This window comes from Delftia sp. SD018 (genome assembly GCF_017355445.1).
GTDB lineage: Bacteria > Pseudomonadota > Gammaproteobacteria > Burkholderiales > Burkholderiaceae_C > Comamonas > Comamonas acidovorans.
This window is the reverse complement of record NZ_JADDRN010000002.1, coordinates 203,464-220,394: the sequence shown is the minus strand read 5'-3', so window position 1 is coordinate 220,394 and position 16,931 is coordinate 203,464. Positions and strand designations below refer to the sequence as shown.

Here is a 16,931-nt window from a genome sequence, read left to right as displayed (position 1 = left end):
CACGTCCGCGCACCGCGGCCGACCGCAAGACAGGAGGCAACCCCATGATCGACCGGCTGACCGAAAGACTGCTGCAGCGCAGTTTCACACCCCTGGTGCGCAAGGGACTGCTCGAAATCTGCCTGCCCTGGGGACGCATGCTGGCCTTCGGCGACGGCGGCCAGCCGCAGGCACGCATCCGCTTCACGGACAGGCGCGCGCTGTGGGCCCTGATGCGCGACCCGGACCTGAACCTTGGCGAGATGTTCATGCAGCAGCGCCTGGTGGTGGAGCGGGGCAGCATCTACGACGTGCTGGAGCTCGTGCTGCGCAACGCGCGCAACCTGCCCGTGCCGGCCAGCGTGCGGCTGCTCGATGCCTGGCGCATGCGGCTGCGGCCGCTGCTGCAGCACAACCGCCGCAGCAAGGCGCGCGCCAACGTGGCGCACCACTATGACCTCGACGACCGGCTCTATCGGCTCTTTCTGGATGGCGAGCGCCAGTACTCCTGCGCCTACTTCGAGCATGGCGACGAAAGCCTGGAGCAGGCCCAGCGGGCCAAGATGCGCCACATCGCCGCCAAGCTGCTCGTGGAGCCCGGCCACCGCGTGCTGGACATAGGCTGCGGCTGGGGCGGACTGTCGCGCTACCTGGCCGAGGTGGCTTGTGCGGGCCATGTGACGGGCGTGACGCTGTCCGGCGAGCAGCTGGCGGGCGCCCGCCAGCGTGCCGGCCAGTCCCCGTGCGCAGACCGCCTCAGCTACCGCCTGGAAGACTACCGCGACACGCGCGGCACCTTCGACCGCATCGTCTCGGTGGGCATGTTCGAGCATGTGGGCACGCGTTTTCACGACGCCTTCTTCCGCCAGTGCCGGGAGCTGCTGTCCGACGATGGCGTGATGCTGCTGCACTTCATCGGCAACAGCGATGTGCCCGACTTCAACAATCCCTGGATAGAGCGCTACATCTTCCCGGGCGGCCACATCCCGTCCCTGTCGGAGTTCACGCCGGCCATCGAACGCAGCGGCCTGGTGGTCACCGATATCGAAGTGCTGCGCCTGCACTATGCGCGCACGCTGCGGCTGTGGCGCGAGCGCTTCATGGCGCGCCGCGGCGAGGCTGCCGCGCTCTACGACGAGCGCTTTTGCCGCATGTGGGAGTTCTATCTGTCCATGTCGGAAGCCGCCTTCCGCTACCAGGACATCGCCATTTTCCAGGTGCAGCTGGCACGCCGCCAGGAAGCGGTTCCGCTCACGCGCGACTATGTCGCCGAACGCAGCCAGGCCCTGCGCGGGCGCGAGCCACCGCCCGGCGCCACGCAGGCCGCAGCCGTCAGCCAGGCGCGGCGTGCGGCCTCTCCAGCAGGCTGAGCAAGGCCTCGAAGCGCGCGTCGTCGAACCACAGGCTGTTGCCCACGGCCACCAGGCGCCGTGCCCAGTCGCGCCCCTGGTCCACCACGTCCTGGCGCGCCAGGCCCAGCACATGGTCGTAGCGGCCATAGTCGGGCAGCACATGGACGAAGGGCAGCGACAGACCCCAGCCCCGCCCCCATTGCGCGCGCAGCAGCGCATCGCGCGTGGCTGCATCGCGCAGGCGCAGCAGCAGCACGGGCCAGACGCCTTGCGCACCCGGCACGGTGTCACCCACCACCTCGATCCCATCGATGGCCGACAGCCAGGCGCCGCGCTCACGGGCCTGGCGCTGCAGTTGCTGCTGGAAATCCGCCAGCCGCGCCAGCGCGCGCCGGCCCACGCGGCGGCGCCAGGCGCCCAGTTCATGGCGGGGAATGGCGTCGTCGAAATCATCGCCGGCGGCCTGCACCCAGTCGCTGCGCGACAGCGCATCGCGCAGGGGACGGCCATAGGCCAGTTCCAGCCCGGCGGGGCGGTACAGCGCCGCATAGCCCAGCAGCTCCAGGCTGCGGCGCAACTCCCAGCCCCGGTCCTGGCGCACGCTGGCCGCATGTGTCTCGCGCAGTGCCTCGCGCAGCGCGGGGTCGCGCGCCAGCAGCACGCCGCCCTCGAAGGTGGTCAGGCCCTTGCCCACGGCCAGGCTGTAGAAGCCCACATCGCCCTGCCAGCCCACGGGCTCGCCGCGCAGGCGCGCGCCCAGGGCCTGGGCCGCGTCCTCCACCACCCAGGCGCCCACGGCGCGCGCGCAGTCCACGGCCGTGGCCACGTCGGCCACGCGGCCGCACAGATGCGTGGGCAGCACGGCCAGGGTGCGTTCGCTGCACAGGGCGCGCAGGCGCGCGGGGTCCATGTCCAGCGTGTCGGGATGCAGATCGCACAGGCGCAGTTGCAGGCCGCAGTGCGCCACGGCCAGGGCCACCAGCGGGCAGGTATAGGCGGGGGCGATGACTTCGCTGCGGCCCGGCGCCAGGCGGCGCAGGGTCTGCAACGCCACCATCAGCGCCGAGGTGCCCGAGCATTCAAGCTGCACGGCGGGCACGCCCAGCCACTGCGCCAGCGCCGTCGCCAGGTCCGCATCGCCCCAGGGCAGCAGGTCGGCCGCGCGCAGCGGCAGGCCCGCCGTGGGCGGCAGCACGCGTTCAGCCACGGTGCGAGCCGTGCTCGGCCGAGGCCGCCAGATGCGCGGCGCCCGCGCTGGCCGAGCCCGCGCCCGGGTTGCCGCCCGCATGGCCCGGCGTGTCATCGTCTGCGCCGGGCCCCTCGGCCTCCTGCGTCTCACTGACGGCCAGGCAGGCGATGCCGGCCACGATGAACAGGCAGCCGATGATCTGGGGCATGCCTATGCGCTCGTCGAACAGCCAGTACGACAGCGCCAGCACGGAAAGAATCTCCAGGTGCGATGCCGCAAAGGCCGGGCCGATGGGCGCGCGCTTGAGCAAGGTCATCCACGAGAAAAAGGCGCCGATGTAGCCCACGAAGGCGCCATAGATCCAGGGCTGGCCGAACACGCGCGCCAGCCAGGCCGTGGAGAACTCCAGCGGCAGCGCCGCATTGCCGGCCTGCTTGAAGCTCAGCTGGGCCAGCGTGTCGAAGGCCATGAGCACCAGAAAGCCGATGAAATAGAAACGCTTCATTTCAATGGAGGCCCACGATGGCGACGCCTATGGACACGAGGACAATTCCGGCGACCCGCATGGGTGCCAGCTTCTCGGCAAACAGCAGCCGGCCCGCGATCATGATGGCCACGATGTTGATGGAGCCCAGCAGCACGCCTTCGGACAGCGGCACCAGCGAGAGAAAGGCCAGCCACAGCACGAACTCGGCCACATAGCAGCCCACGCCCAGCCACAGCCAGGGCCTGGAGGCCATGAAGCGCCAGCGCGCCAGGCCGTCGAGATCACCGGGCTGGCTGGCGGCTGCCTTGAAGGCCAGCTGGCCCCCACTGTCCACCAGCACGTTCAGCACCCACAGCGTGATGACCAGCGGCGAGAGATCACTGCCCATGCCGTGCGGCCTCCGCAGCCCGCACCTCGCGGGGGGCGGCACCGCTGGCGATGCGCGCCACGAATTCGGTGGTGCGCGCGATCACGGTTCGGCGGTCGCGGTCGATGGTGACCATGTGGTAGCTGTTGTCCAGCAGCACCAGCTCGACATGGGCCTGGCTGGCGCCATGCACGATGTCATGGGCGTTGGCCACCGACGAGATGTCGTCGTTGCGCGCATGGATGACCAGGCAGGGCGAGCGCAGCTGGGGCAGGCGCGCCAGCACATGGGCCGAGAGGCGGCGCAGCTCGATGATGGACCACCAGGGATTGCCCGGCAGGCCGGCCGCCGCGCTGTCGCCCGAATGCATTTGCTCGACCACGCGCGCGCGCAGGGCCTCGTCCTTGATGCCGTAGGGCGGCTGCTCCATGAACACGCTGTGGCGGCCAATGCCCAGCGCGCGGAACAGCGGCAGCAGGAAGGCCAGGCGCGTGTAGAAGGGAATGCTCCAGCCGTCGTAGCGGAAGGTGGTGGACAGGGCGCAGACGCCGTCCACCTTGTCGGGGTGGCGCTGGGCCACGGCCAGGGAGAGCACGGCGCCCATGGACAGGCCGCCGACCACCACATGGTCCATGTGCTGCGACAGTCGCTGCAGCCCGGCCTCCACGCTGGCCAGCCAGTCGGTCCAGCGCGTGTCCACGAGATCTTCCATGCTGCCGCAATGGCCGGCCAGCTGGACCACATAGACGGTGAAGCCCTGCTTGTTCAGCCCCTTGGCCAGCAGGCGCATTTCGGCAGGCGTGCCCGTGAGCCCGTGCACCAGCAGCACGCCGGTGCGCGCGGCAGCGCCCGTGCCCGGCATGACGAATTCATGCTCGGTCACGCAGACATTGTCCAGCCCCGTGGCAGCAGCCTGCTCGCTGTGCTGAACCAAGGAGAGCCCATCACTCAAATTCATGTCAATTTTCCATGACGCTGCGCGTCGCCCTCTGACCGTGAAACTGGCGTGCCCTGAAGCCAGAGACACCGAGGAAGGGCCTTGGCCGGCCGCGCCGCCCCGCACCGAAGGTATCGTCCCCCTTGGGGGGCGCCGTGCAACGGGAAGGCGCGAAGCGACTCAGGGGGTGGTATGTCATGCCAGCGCCTCCAGGCCCAGGACCACCTTGTCGAGAAAGGCCGTGGCCTGCTCGAAATGCTCGAAGGGCGCATGGGCGATGCCCCGGCTTTCGCAGTGGGCGATGAGCTTGTACTTGGCCAGCACGAAGTCGGCCCGGCCCGAGACGCAGAAGTCCGAGGTGCTGTCGCCCACGTAGAGCACGCGGCCGTGCAGGGCCTGCTGCTCGGCCAGGCGCTCGCACTTGCAGTTGCCGCTGGCGCGCGCGCACTGCGCGCTGGCCCAGGGAGAGTCCAGGCGCCAGCTGCGCTCGCCGGTCTGCACCAGGCGGTTGGCGATGACCTGCAGATGGCCCAGGCCATGGCGCTCCAGCACATGGCGTATGGCGTAGTCGATGCCGTCGCTGACCACCTGCACCACCATGCCGTGGGCCTGGGCGGCCGCCACGAAGCCGGCAAAGCCGGGGTCGATCTCGATGGTGTCCAGATGGGCGCGCAGCTCGGCCTCGTCCATGTCCAGCAGCGCGACCTGGCCCTTCATGCATTCGCGCGAGCCGATCTCGCCGCGCTCCCAGGCGTCTTCCAGTTCCTGCCAGCCGGGCTTGCCGAAGCGGTTGAGCAGGGTGTCGGTCACGTCCAGCAGGCTGATCGTGCCGTCGAAGTCGCTTTGCACCATCCAGCCGGGGGCGGCGGTGTCCAGATACAGGGGAATGCGCTTATTCATGAAACTGCACCCTTACGTTTTGACCCACGCGCACGGCGGCGGCGGGAGCTTGCTCGAAGACCAGCACGCACTCGATGACACGCACCGGCCCGCGCTGCTGGTCGTCCTGCAGCCGCGCCGTGCCATAGACGGGGCTGATGCGCAGCACGCGTGCCGAGGGCAGCTGCTGCTGTGCGGCGCCATCGGCGTCCAGCGTCACCGTGGCCCGCATGCCTTCGCGCACGGCGGCGGCGAAGCTTTCGTTGATTTCGGCGCGCACCTGCAGCGGGCGCTGCGGCAGCAGCACCACGGCCGGCGTGCCGGGCACGGCCTGGCTGCCCGCATGGGTGGCCAGGCGCACCACGGTGCCGGCCTCGGGCGCGCGCAGTTCCTGGCGCTTGTGCTGGGCGCGCAATTGTTCGAGCTTGCGCTGTGCCACCTGGGCCTCGGCCGCGGCCACGTCGATCTCGGCCTGGGCATCGCGCAGCGCCTGCGCGGCCTCGTCCACGTTCTGCGCATCGGCGGCGCCCTCGCGCGCTGCGGCCTGCCAGCGCGACAGGGTCTGCTTGAGCTGGGGCAGGCGCGCGGCGCGTGCCTTCTGGCGGGCCTTGGCCAGCTGGGCCTCGGACTCGGCCACGGCCAGGTCGGCCTGGCCCGTATCGTCGGCCAGCCTCAGCAGCAACTGCCCGCGCTGCACGGACTGGCCTTCCTTGACGGACAGCTGCTGCACCACGCCGGCCACGGCGGGCGACAGGTCCAGCAGGCCGCCTTCCACCTCGATCTTGCCGCGCGCCACGGCCACGGCCGCCGGGCCGTTTTGCTGCGCCTTGGCGCTGGCCTGGCCGGCATTGGCAGGCGCATCGTGCGAAGGACCGCAGCCCGCCAGCAGCGCGGCGGCGGCCAGCGCCGCAGCCAGACCGGCAGTGGACGCGGCAAGGCCGCTCAGGGGGTACTTCATTCTTTTTCCTTCAACGGGGAGGTCTGGCGCCAGTCGCTGCGGATGGCGCCGTCCTCCATGCCGAGCACGCGGTCGGCATGGCGCACCAGGCGCGGGTCATGGCTCACGCACAGCACGGTCGTGCCATGGTTGCGCGCCGCGCGGTGCAGGATGTCGATGACGCGCTGGCCGCTTTCGGCATCCAGCGCACTCGTGGGTTCGTCGGCAAACAGCAGCTGCGGCGCCTTGGCCATGGCGCGGGCGATGGCCACGCGCTGCTTTTCGCCGCCCGACAGTTCGGCCGGGCGCATGTGGGCGCGGTGGGACAGGCCGACCTCGTCCAGCGCCTGCTGCGCGCGGCGCAGGGCCTCGTCGCTGCGCAGGCCCATGTAGCCCAGGGGCAGCTGTACCTGCTCGATGGCCGTCAGCGCCGGGAACAGGTTGAAGCCCTGGAAGACGAAGCCCGTATGGCGCAGGCGGAATTTCTCCAGCGCCCGCGTGCCCAGCTTGCCCAGGTCCTCGCCCAGCGCCATGGCGTGGCCGCTGTCGGGCGCCTGCAGGCCCGACATCAGCGACAGCAGCGTGCTCTTGCCGCAGCCCGAGGGCCCGGAGATCAGGCTCAGCTCGCTCGGGTACAGCGACACGGACAGGCCTTGCAGCACCTGCACGCTGACCATGCCCGACAGAAAGGACTTGCACAGGCGCACGGCCTCCAGGCTGGGGGCCGTGCGGGGCGCCGCCGTGGGCGCGGGGGAGTGGGCATTCATCACGTTCATGGGGTCTGGCCGTCTTCAGCGCAGCAGCGTGGCCGGGTCGGCACGCAGCAGGCTGCGCATGGCGCCCAGGCCCGACAGCAGGGACAGCACGGCCACCAGCACGGCGCAGGCCAGCACGGCCGATGCGTTCAGCGCCACGGGCACGCGGTAGGCCATGGCCAGGGCCAGCAATACGGCGCTGGCCAGCGCGGCCATCACAAAGCCCAGGCCGCCGATCCAGCAGGCCTGCTCGACCACCACGCGGCCCAGTGCCGCGCGGCTCACGCCCAGCGCGTTGAGCACGGCGTACTCGCGCGAGGAAGCGGCCACCACGGCCTTGAGCGACTGGCTGGTGACTACCGAGCCCACCAGGCAGACGATGACGGCCATGAACAGCACGCCCGCGCCGGCGCCCGTGTCGAACATCCAGTAGCGCTGCGAGCGCCGCGCGAATTCCCTGGCCGTCCAGGCCTCGTAGGGGCCGAAGCTGGGCGTGGGCTGGTTCAGGCGCTGCTTCACGGCCTTGGCCGAGGCGCCCGGGCGCACGCGCGCCACGAAATAGGTGCTGCCCTGGCCGGGGTCGCCCGCAATCTCGCGGGCCGTGGCCAGCGAGGCCAATACGTTCACGCCGCCCAGGCCACGCAGGCCGTCCACGGCCGCCACCACCTGCACGCGGTGGTTGTTGACCCAGGCCACGCCGCCTTCGCTGGTGCCCAGGGTCTGCAGGTCGGCCCGGTCCACGATCACGGCGCCGGTCTCGCGCAGGCGCTGGCGCTGCCAGGGCTGGAGCACGTGGGAAAACAGCATGGAGGCGTCATCGGTGGCAATGCCCGACAGGTAGACCGACACGCCGCCGCCGTGCTCGCTCGCCGCGCCGCCGGCCGCCGAGTCCGAGCGCCAGTCGCCGTCCACCCAGACATAGGGCTCGACCGCCGCGACATCGGGGTCCATGCGCAGGCGCATGTCCACGTCGCGGCCGATGGTGCGCCCGAAGTTCACGCTCTGCGTGCCCGGGTAGCCGATCCACAGGTCGGCCGAGGAAGCCGTCACATACAGCGCGGCCGAGCCGAAGATGCCCAGCACCAGCGCAGCCTGCATGGCCAGCAGCACGCCGGAGAAGCCCACGGCGAAGACGGAGGGAATGAAGCGGCGCCACTCGTGCACCAGCGTCTTGCGTGCCAGGGCGATCATGAGGGCGCTCCTTGTGCGAGCGGAGCCAGTGGAGCCATGCCGCTGTCGGCAGCGTCCTGGTCCTCGGCCGGCAGCGGCGCGCCGCCCAGGGCCTTGTACAGCGCCACGTAGGCCAGCGCATGGGCGGCCAGGGCCGTGGTCTGCTCGCTGCGCGCCTGCAGCGCGGCGCGACGGGGCGCCAGGCCGCCGAATTCGCTGTCCAGGCCCAGCTTCAGGCGCTGGTCCTGCACGCGCTCGCGCTCGGCCAGCACCTGCTGGGTGGACTGCAGCGAGGCGATGCGCTCGCGCTGGGCGTCCAGCGCGGCCAGTGCGGACTCGACCTCGGCCACGCCGTCGAGCACGCTCTGGCGGTAGGCCTGGATGGCGGCCTGCAGCGCCAGCTCGCTGGCGTCGGCCTGGGAACGACGGCGGCCCCAGTCGAACAGGGGAATGTCGATCTGCGGCCCGAAGGTGGGTGCGTTGTCCTGCGTGGTACGCAGGTTCTGGGTGATGTTGAACGAGTACAGCAGCGAGCCGCCGATCACGAAGCGCGGATACAGCGCCGCATGCGCAATGCCCTGCTCGGCCGCCGCGCGCTCCACGGCGGCCTGCGCCACCTGGATGTCGGGGCGCGTGCGCAGCAGGTCGGCCGGCAGGACGGCCACGCCCAGCGCCTGGGGGCCGGGCAGCGGGGCCTTGGCATCGGCCTGCAGCCACTGCGCATCGGGCCGCGTGCGGCCCAGCAAGGCGGCCAGCATGTGGGCGCTGCGGGCCTGGGTTTCGCGCAGGCTGGCACGCAAGGCCGCGCTCTGGCCGGCCTGCAGTTGCAGCTGGTGCACGGCCTCGGCCGTGCCCAGGCGCTGCTGCTGGCGCACCTGGGCCAGTTGCAGGGCACGCGCATCCAGCAGTGCCTGTTCGTCGATCAGGGCGCGCTGGCGCTGCGCCATGCGGATGTCCAGATAGCGGTGGACCACATCGGCCACCAGGGCCACGCGGGCCGCCTGCAGTCGGCCCCGTGCGTCAAGCACGGAGGCGGCGGCATTGCGCTCGCCGGCCTCGCGGGCGCCGAACAGGCCCAGGTCCCAGCTCACGTCGATGCTGGCGTGGAAATACGAGTCGATGGCCGCAATGTCCTGCAGCGTGCGCGCACCGGCCGTGAACACGGGCCGGAAGGCCGAGCCGGCCGTGCCGGCCAGCAGCCGTTGCTGGCGCAGGCGCGACTGGGCCTGGGACAGGTCGAGGTTGGCGGCCAGCGCCTCCTCGACCAGAGTGTTCAGGGATTCGTCGCCCCAGGCCTTCCACCAGCCCTGCAGGTCGGGCGCTGCGGCCGAGCCAGGTGCACCCGGCGCGGCGGCTGGCAGGGGCTGCGTCCACTGCGTGGGCACCGAGCCGTCAAGCTGCGCCGGAGGCGGCGAGGAGCAACCGGCCAGCGCCAGGGCGGCGCCCAGGCACAGGCTGGAGAGGCGATGCGTCGCGGCGGCGTGGTTCACGGGATGGACAGGCGGGAGGGGATGATCGAGGGGAGGGCCGGGAAAACGAGGCCAGGGAACCATGTCCCCGGATGGCCATTGGACGCGGCCAAGCTTGCGCGAGGTTGCAGGCTTTATGGAGGAAACATGGAGAGCGCAGCGCCTTGCGGGGACCTCTCTGCCCCAACCCGGGCAAGAGCCAGTTGCGGACCGCCCGATCACCGCGGACTCGGATGATTCCGAGTTTATTTTCAGAACGCTCCAATTCCAAGGCCGCATGCAGGTCAGTACATTGGCCGGATATCGCGCCCTATGCCACCCGTCCCAAGGCATTGATCCATATCTTCCAGGCTGGAGTTCACAGCATGTCTTTCACAGCCATCTTGCGCCATGCATTGGCCACGCCTCTCCTCTTGATTTTCTTTATGGCCCCTATTTCATCCTGGGCCCGTTGTTCCTCCCAGGGTTGGAATGCCCAGTTTCCGGGTTCAGCCAACACCCCCACCATCGTCAATGAAAATTATCCGATTGGCAGCGTTGTCTATTCCAGGACAATGAATTTACAAAATACCGGAGCCGGCAGCTACCACATTTCTTGCGACAATGATTTTTATTACATAGAAGGCATTGGAACGGAAAGCGGTGGAATATATTCCACCGCCATTCCCAACCTGGGCATGAGAATCACGTGGGAAAGAGCCGCGCCTTATTCAGGGTCCATGCTGAAACAGGGCATATTCCATTCACTGCCAAGCAACAACATGACCCTCGAGCTCGTGAAAACCGGAGAACTCACATCTGGCGGTTCCCTGAATGGCAGCTTCGCACGAATCTACTCAGGGACCGGCAATGCCCGTGACTTGCTGGCCACGATATTCTTTTCAAGTGGCATCACCGTCAACGTCAGCAGCCGCCCCAGGCCGCCGACCTGCCGGGTGTCCACGGGCAAGATCGACGTGACCATGGCCCCCGCCCCGTTCGCCGATTTCAAGGGAATCGGGTCCGTCACGGCAGCCAAGGACTTCAGCATCGAGTTGACCTGCGCGGGAGGCGAAGCCAATACACGCCTGACCGCCTTCATCACGCTGACGGATGCCACCCAGGCGACCAACCGATCGAGCACGCTGACGCTGGCCCAAAATTCCAAGGCCCGGGGTGTCGGCATACAGGTACTGAGAAACAACGTGCCCGTGAGCTTCGGCCCCGACTCCGGCAGCCTGGGCAATGCCAACCAATGGAATGCGGGCCCGGTCGCACAGGGGCAGAACAGCCTGAAGATTCCGCTGAGCGCGCGCCTGGTGCAGACAGCCGGCAGCGTGACACCTGGCATGGCCTATGGCAGGGCGACCTTCACGATGAGCTACCAATAGCCGCTGATGGGTCCGCAGGAAATGAACAGCGCCAGCCTTGCGCGCGATTGCAGACTTCGTGGAGCCAATATGGAGGGGCGGCGGCATCCAGGGCATCGCACCATAATGTGCGCCTGGCCCTGCCAGCTTTCCCATGAACTCCACAGCACAGCCAACGGCAACCACCCCCCTCGTGCTCGTCGTCGAAGACGAGCCCGCCATCGCCAGCATCCTGACGGCCTATCTCGAGCGGGACGGGCTGCGTTCGCGCATGGCCTCGGACGGCCAGGAGGCGCTGCAGCTGTTCCGCCTGCTGCGGCCCGACCTGGTGCTGCTGGACATCCACCTTCCCGGCATGGATGGCATCGACGTGCTGCGCGCCATCCGCGATGACAGCCAGACGCCCGTGATCATGGTCACGGCGCTGGCCGATGACGTGGACAAGCTGCTGGCCCTGCGTCTGGGCGCCGACGACTACGTGGTCAAGCCCTTCAATCCGCCCGAGGTCGTGGCCCGCGTGCGCGCCGTGCTGCGCCGCACCCAGGCGCGCAAGAACCCGGCGCCCGCGCCCATCCGCGTGGGCCCCATCGAGATCGACGCCGAGGCGCACAGCGCCGTGGTCTACGACAACGAGGGCCGCGCCCTGCCGCTGCCCCTGACGCTGACCGAATTCCGCCTGCTGGCCTGCCTGGCGGCCCAGCCCCGGCGCTGCTTCTCGCGCTCCCACCTGATCGAGCACTGCCTGCCCGAGAGCGATGCGCTGGAGCGCGTCATCGACTCCCATCTGTCCAAGCTGCGCCGCAAGCTGCAGCTGGCCGGCCAGGAAGGCCTGATCGAGACCGTGCGCGGCATTGGCTACCGGCTATGGCCCTGGGACTGAGGCCCAACCGCATCTGGGTGCGCTTCGGCCTGTGGATCACGGCCACCGTGCTCAGCACCATTGCCCTGCTGGCCATCGGCGTGCTGGTGTTCTCCGAGATCCAGTACCGCGACTTCTACAGCAGCCTGCCGCCGGCCGTGCAGATCGAGCTGGACGAACTCAACGCGCAGTCGCTGGAAGACAGCCCGCGCGCCATGCAGATCTACGGCCAGTACTGGACGGGCGATCTGCTGTTCGGCGAGAAATGGTCCCTGGTCATCGGCCTGCTGGTGTGCCTGCCCTTCGGGCTGGCCGTGGGCTTCTGGGTCTCGCGCCTGGTGACGCGGCCCCTGGCGTCCATGGTCGAGGTGGCCAAGCGCGTGGAGCTGGGCGACTTCAGCGCGCGCGCCCTGCCCGGCAAGGCCCATGGCGAAATGGCCGAGATGGTGGTGGCCTTCAACCGCATGATCGATTCGCTGGAGACGCTGGAGGCCGAGCGCCGCGCCACGGCGGCCTCGATCTCGCACGAGCTGCGCACGCCGCTGACCGTGCTGCAGGCGCGCCTGCATGCCATCTGCGACGGCGTCATCGCCGCAGACGACACCGAGCTGAACACGCTGCTGTTCCAGGTCGAGCACCTGGGCCGGCTGGTCGGCGACCTGCACACGCTGTCCATGGCCGATGCCGGCCAGCTGTCGCTGCAAAAGCAGCGCCTGGACCTGGCCGAACTCGTGGCCGAGACGCTGGACCACCTGCACCCCCAGCTCCTGCAGCATGGCATGCAGCTGGAGATGCACCTGCCCGCGCCCAGTGACATCGGCATGGCCGACATCCGTGCCGACGCCGACCGCATGCGCCAGATCCTCTCCAACCTCGTCAGCAACGCCATCCGCCATGCGGCCAGCGGCGCATGGCTGGGCGTGGCGCTGACGGTGGAATCCGATGTCGAAGGCCGTGCCTGGGCCGTGCTGCGCATCAGCGATGCCGGTCCCGGCCTGCCCAGCGAGCTGCGCTCCCACCCCTTCCAGCGCTTTGCCCAGGTGCCCGGCAAGCGCCGCCGCGAGGGCTCGGGCCTGGGCCTGTCCATCGTCAAGGCACTGACCGTCTCCCAGGGCGGCAGCGTGGAGGCCGACGACTCCGAGCAGGGCGGTGCCCGCTTCACGCTGCGCTTTCCGCGGGTCTGATCCTGCCCCGCTGGAGGCCGCCGGGGGCCGCTGCGGGGTCCGCTACGCGGACGGGGCCTGCGCCTCACGCAGCAGCGCATGGATGGCCCAGCCCAGCGGCGCGCGCAGCTGCTGCAGCGTCTGCTGCGGCCCCAGCGCCAGCAGCGATTGCGACACCCAGCCATAGGTCAGCGTGTGCAGCAGCCGTGCCAGGGGCTGGGCCGGCGCGGGCAGCGGCGGATCGCAGTCCTGCAATGCCGTGCCCCACAGCTGTACATAGGCCTGGTAGTGACGGCGGAAGGGCTCGGGCGCGGACACCTTGCGCTCCAGCATGAACAGCGCGGCCCACATCGGCGCCTCGCGCGCAATGCCGTCGACCAGGGTGTCCAGCAGGCGGTCCACGCGCGTGGCCAGCGGCATGCCGGCACTGTCCTGCAGCGTCTGCAGCCCCTGGGCGTGCAGGGCCTGCACCTGGCGGTGGATGCACATGGCCGCCAGCGTGTCCATGTTGCCGAAGTATTCGTAGAAGGTGCCCAGGCCCACGCCGGCCACGGCGGCCACCTCGCGCACCGTGGTGCGCTCGTAGCCCTGCTCGATCACAAGCCGAACAAAGGCGTCCTGCAGCGCCTGCGACGTGGCCTGCGCGCGCGATTGCAGGGGGCGGCGCCGCACTTTGGGCGGCTGCGGCTGCTGCCGTGAAACCCGAACACCTTTGCTGGGCATTTTTCCTAGACTTTTGCGTTGAGACCAACGATCACGGAGACACGCATGAGCACCGGCCAGACATTGCAGACAGGGCACACCTGGAACACGCACGACGTCCTGAACCAGGTCGACGAACTCACCGACTTCAACCTGCTGGAGGCCGACCCTGCCCTGGCCGAGGCCCTTCAGCGCAACGGCGCTGCGCGCCACACTCCTTCGCTGTCGCGCTATGCGCAGCAGCTGGGCGAGCGCGCCACCTGGGAGCTGGCCGAGCAGGCCAACCGCCACACGCCCGAGCTGCACCGCTTCGACGCGCGCGGCCGCATCATCGACGCCGTGGAGTTCCACCCGAGCTGGCACACGCTGCTGGGACTATACCGGCAGCAGGGGCTGATCTCCCTGCCCTTCGAGGACAGCAGCGCGGGCCGCTGGAGCGCCTGGGCCGCAGGTTTCTACCTGCACGGCCAGGTCGAACAGGGCACGCTGTGCCCGGCCACCATGACCACGGCCGCCATCCCGCTGCTGCAAAAGGAACCGGCGCTGTGGCAGCAGCTGCAGGGCAAGCTGTTCAGCCACGAATACGATCCGCGCGACCTGCCCGTGGCCGACAAGGCATCGATGTGGCTGGGCATGGGCATGACCGAGAAGCAGGGCGGCTCCGACGTGCGCGCCAACACGACGGTGGCCATGCCGGTGCACGCCGGCGGGCGTGGCGGCGAGTACCTGCTGCGCGGCCACAAGTGGTTCTTCTCGGCACCCATGTGCGATGCCCACCTGGTGGTGGCGCGCATGGGGGAAGGCGGTGGGCAGGCCTGCTTCTACGTACCGCGCTGGCGCCCGGACGGCAGCAGGAATGCCGTGCGCGTGCAGCGCCTGAAGGACAAGGTGGGCAACCGCAGCAACTCCAGCAGCGAAGTGGAGTTCGAGGACGCCTGGGGCATCCTGATGGGCGAGGAAGGCCGGGGCATTCCCACCATCATCGAGATGGCCACCTACACCCGTCTGAACTGCGTGCTGGGCAGCGCCGCCATCCTGCGCTCGGCCACGGTGCAGGCCCTGGCCTATGCGCGCCGGCGCAGCGTCTTCGGCAAGCACCTGGCCGAGCAGCCGCTGATGCGCACCGTGCTGGCCGACCTGGCGCTGGAAAGCGAGGCCGCGCTGCAGATCGCCATGCGCCTGGCCCAGGCCTATGAGCGTGGAGGCGACGAGGGCGATCCGCTGGAGCGCGCCTGGAAACGCATCATGACGCCAGCGGCCAAGTTCTGGGTCTGCAAGCGCGGCGTGGAGCTGACGGGCGAGGCCATGGAGGTGCTGGGCGGCAACGGCTATGTGGACACGGGCGTGATGGCGCGCCTGTTCCGCGAGGCGCCCGTGAATTCGATCTGGGAAGGCTCGGGCAACGTCATGTGCCTGGACGTGCTGCGTGCCATCTCGCGCGAGCCCGACGGCGCGCAGCTGCTGCTGCAGGACCTGATCGACACGGCAGCGGGCGAGCCCGCGCTGCTGCAGCAGGCGCAATCGCTGGCCCGGCGCCTGTCCGGCCCGCCTGACCAGCTCGAGGCCCAGGCACGCCGCCTGGTGCAGGACCTGGTGCTGCTGGCCCAGGCCTGCCTGCTGCGCCGCCATGCGCCGCCCGCCATGGCCGATGGCTTCATCGCCACGCGCCTGGGGGCGCAGCAGGGCGCCATGGTGGCGGGCGCCTTCGACCCGGCAGGCCTGGACATCGCCGCCATCCTGCAGCGCGCGCTGCCCGCCTGAAGCGGCCGCCGGCCCACCACACAACAAAGCACAAGGAGACAAGACATGAACCTGCTCGACGCCTTCGACAGCGCCGTGCGCAAGACGCCCGCCAAGGCCTTTCTGCGCGACCGCGGCGCCTCCATCAGCTATGCCGACATGCAGCGGCGCTCGCAGCGCGCGGCCGCCGTGCTCCAGGCCCAGGGCGTGGGCCGGGGCGATACCGTGGCCCTGATGTGCCTGAACACGCCGGGCTTTGTCGAAGCCCTGTTCGGCGCCTGGCGCCTGGGCGCCGCGCTGGTGCCCGTCAACCACAAGCTGCAGGCACCCGAGCTGCAGTACATCCTCGACCACGCGCAGTGCAAGGCCCTGGTGTTTGACGCCGCACTCGCGCCCGTGGTCGCCGCCGCGCCACACCCCTGCGCCCGCCTTGTGACCGAGGCGCAAGATGCCGTCCCGGGTGTCCAGGACTGGGACACGCTGGTGGCGGCCGCCAGGCCCATGGAAGGCACGCGGCCCGCCGATGGCGACATTGCCCAGGTGCTCTACACCTCGGGCACCACGGGCCGGCCCAAGGGCTGCCTGCTGAGCCACCGCGCCGTCACGCTGGCGGCGATCACGGCCGCACTGGGCCTGTCCATCACGCGCGAGGAACGCACGCTGATGGCCATGCCCATCTGGCATTCCTCGCCGCTCAACAACTGGTTTGGCGGCACGCTGTACATGGGCGGCACCGTGGTGCTGCTGCGCGAGTACCACCCGCAGCATTTCCTGCAGGCCGTGCAGGACGAGGGCGTGACGCTGTACTTCGGCGCCCCCGTCTCCTACTTTGCGCCGCTGCAGATGCTGCCCGACTTTGCCCGCTACGACCTCAGCAGCGTGCGCGCCTGGGTCTACGGCGGCGGCCCCATCGGCGCCGAGATGGCACGCAAGCTGGCCACGGCCTACCGCAGCGACCGCTTCTACCAGGTCTACGGCATGACCGAGACCGGCCCCACGGGCACCACGCTCTACCCCGAGGAGCAGGTGGAGCGGGCCGGCTCCATCGGCCGCGTGGCCCTGCCCGGCGTGGATATGCGCGTGGTGCGCGACGACGGCGAGGATGCCGGCCCGGGCGACACCGGCGAGATCTGGCTGCGCACCGGCAGCGTGATGGACGGCTACCTGCACGACGCCCAGGCCACGGCTGCCGCCTTCGCACCGGGCGGCTGGTACCGCACGGGCGATCTTGCGCGCCTGGACGACGCGGGCTATCTCTTCATCGTGGACCGGACCAAGGACATGGTCATCACGGGTGGCGAGAACGTGTATTCCAAGGAGGTGGAGGACGCGCTGTCGGCCCATCCCCAGGTCGCCGATGTCGCCGTCGTGGGCAGGCCCCACGCCGAATGGGGCGAGACCGTCGTCGCCCACGTGGTGACGCGCGGCGAGGCCGCGCCGCAGGCCGAGGCACTGCAGCAGTTCCTGGCCGACAGGCTGGCGCGCTACAAGATCCCGCGTGAATTCGTCTTTGCGGCCAGCCTGCCGCGCACGCCCACAGGCAAGCTGCAGAAATTCCTGCTGCGTCAGGAGCCCAACGCCACCTGAGGCGCCGGCC

At 69.7% G+C, this 16,931-nt stretch carries 16 protein-coding genes; 6 read left to right on the top strand and 10 right to left on the bottom strand.

Annotation, left to right across the window (positions count from 1 at the left end):
• Positions 1–44: 44 nt before the first annotated feature.
• Positions 45–1,349: a cyclopropane-fatty-acyl-phospholipid synthase family protein gene (locus INR38_RS04055; protein WP_207442521.1), complete on the top strand. Its 1,305-nt coding sequence runs from the start codon at positions 45–47 to the stop codon at positions 1,347–1,349.
• Here INR38_RS04055 and INR38_RS04050 read toward each other — a convergent pair.
• From INR38_RS04050 to INR38_RS04010, 9 genes are all read right to left on the bottom strand, one after another.
• Entirely contained in the window at positions 1,312–2,538 is a 1,227-nt protein-coding gene (locus INR38_RS04050; protein ID WP_207442520.1) for a DegT/DnrJ/EryC1/StrS family aminotransferase, read from the bottom strand. The two genes, INR38_RS04055 and INR38_RS04050, sit on opposite strands and share 38 nt — an antisense overlap.
• Positions 2,531–3,025, bottom strand: coding sequence for a DMT family transporter (locus INR38_RS04045; protein WP_034397603.1), 495 nt, complete (start codon positions 3,023–3,025; stop codon positions 2,531–2,533). Before INR38_RS04045 ends, INR38_RS04050 begins: the two co-directional genes overlap by 8 nt.
• A 1-nt stretch (position 3,026) precedes the next feature.
• Complete coding sequence (locus INR38_RS04040; protein WP_012202070.1) at positions 3,027–3,395, bottom strand: EamA family transporter; 369 nt, start codon at positions 3,393–3,395, stop codon at positions 3,027–3,029.
• A complete protein-coding gene (locus INR38_RS04035; protein WP_207442519.1) occupies positions 3,385–4,332 on the bottom strand; it encodes an alpha/beta fold hydrolase in 948 nt (315 codons plus the stop codon). Before INR38_RS04035 ends, INR38_RS04040 begins: the two co-directional genes overlap by 11 nt.
• A 174-nt stretch (positions 4,333–4,506) precedes the next feature.
• Complete coding sequence (locus INR38_RS04030) at positions 4,507–5,211, bottom strand: MtnX-like HAD-IB family phosphatase (RefSeq protein WP_202757681.1); 705 nt, start codon at positions 5,209–5,211, stop codon at positions 4,507–4,509.
• Positions 5,204–6,148: an HlyD family efflux transporter periplasmic adaptor subunit gene (locus INR38_RS04025; protein ID WP_034397595.1), complete on the bottom strand. Its 945-nt coding sequence runs from the start codon at positions 6,146–6,148 to the stop codon at positions 5,204–5,206. Before INR38_RS04025 ends, INR38_RS04030 begins: the two co-directional genes overlap by 8 nt.
• Positions 6,145–6,903, bottom strand: a complete 759-nt coding sequence (locus tag INR38_RS04020) for an ABC transporter ATP-binding protein (RefSeq protein ID WP_013800028.1) — start codon at positions 6,901–6,903, stop codon at positions 6,145–6,147. The genes INR38_RS04025 and INR38_RS04020 overlap by 4 nt, the downstream gene beginning before the upstream one ends.
• A 15-nt stretch (positions 6,904–6,918) precedes the next feature.
• Positions 6,919–8,073 carry an ABC transporter permease gene (locus INR38_RS04015; protein WP_012202065.1) on the bottom strand — a complete coding sequence of 385 codons (1,155 nt, stop codon included), beginning with the start codon at positions 8,071–8,073 and terminating at the stop codon, positions 6,919–6,921.
• On the bottom strand, positions 8,070–9,542 hold the full coding sequence (locus INR38_RS04010; protein ID WP_043795644.1) for an efflux transporter outer membrane subunit: 1,473 nt from the start codon (positions 9,540–9,542) through the stop codon (positions 8,070–8,072). Before INR38_RS04010 ends, INR38_RS04015 begins: the two co-directional genes overlap by 4 nt.
• Before the next feature lie 344 nt (positions 9,543–9,886).
• Here INR38_RS04010 and INR38_RS04005 point away from each other — a divergent pair, with 344 nt between their 5' ends.
• The 3 genes from INR38_RS04005 (at position 9,887) to INR38_RS03995 (ending at position 12,913) form a co-directional block, all read left to right on the top strand.
• Positions 9,887–10,891 carry a fimbrial protein gene (locus INR38_RS04005; RefSeq protein ID WP_207442518.1) on the top strand — a complete coding sequence of 335 codons (1,005 nt, stop codon included), beginning with the start codon at positions 9,887–9,889 and terminating at the stop codon, positions 10,889–10,891.
• Positions 10,892–11,024: 133 nt separating this feature from the next.
• Positions 11,025–11,750, top strand: a complete 726-nt coding sequence (locus tag INR38_RS04000; RefSeq protein WP_012202062.1) for a response regulator — start codon at positions 11,025–11,027, stop codon at positions 11,748–11,750.
• Positions 11,735–12,913, top strand: a complete 1,179-nt coding sequence (locus tag INR38_RS03995) for an ATP-binding protein (RefSeq protein WP_207442517.1) — start codon at positions 11,735–11,737, stop codon at positions 12,911–12,913. Before INR38_RS04000 ends, INR38_RS03995 begins: the two co-directional genes overlap by 16 nt.
• Positions 12,914–12,955: 42 nt before the next feature.
• Here INR38_RS03995 and INR38_RS03990 read toward each other — a convergent pair whose 3' ends face one another.
• Positions 12,956–13,564, bottom strand: a complete 609-nt coding sequence (locus INR38_RS03990) for a TetR/AcrR family transcriptional regulator (RefSeq protein WP_012202060.1) — start codon at positions 13,562–13,564, stop codon at positions 12,956–12,958.
• A gap of 96 nt (positions 13,565–13,660) precedes the next feature.
• Between INR38_RS03990 and INR38_RS03985 the strand changes: the two genes are divergently transcribed.
• Complete coding sequence (locus INR38_RS03985) at positions 13,661–15,355, top strand: acyl-CoA dehydrogenase family protein (RefSeq protein ID WP_207442516.1); 1,695 nt, start codon at positions 13,661–13,663, stop codon at positions 15,353–15,355.
• Between the two features lie 45 nt (positions 15,356–15,400).
• On the top strand, positions 15,401–16,921 hold the full coding sequence (locus INR38_RS03980; RefSeq protein ID WP_207442515.1) for an AMP-binding protein: 1,521 nt from the start codon (positions 15,401–15,403) through the stop codon (positions 16,919–16,921).
• Positions 16,922–16,931: the final 10 nt, after the last annotated feature.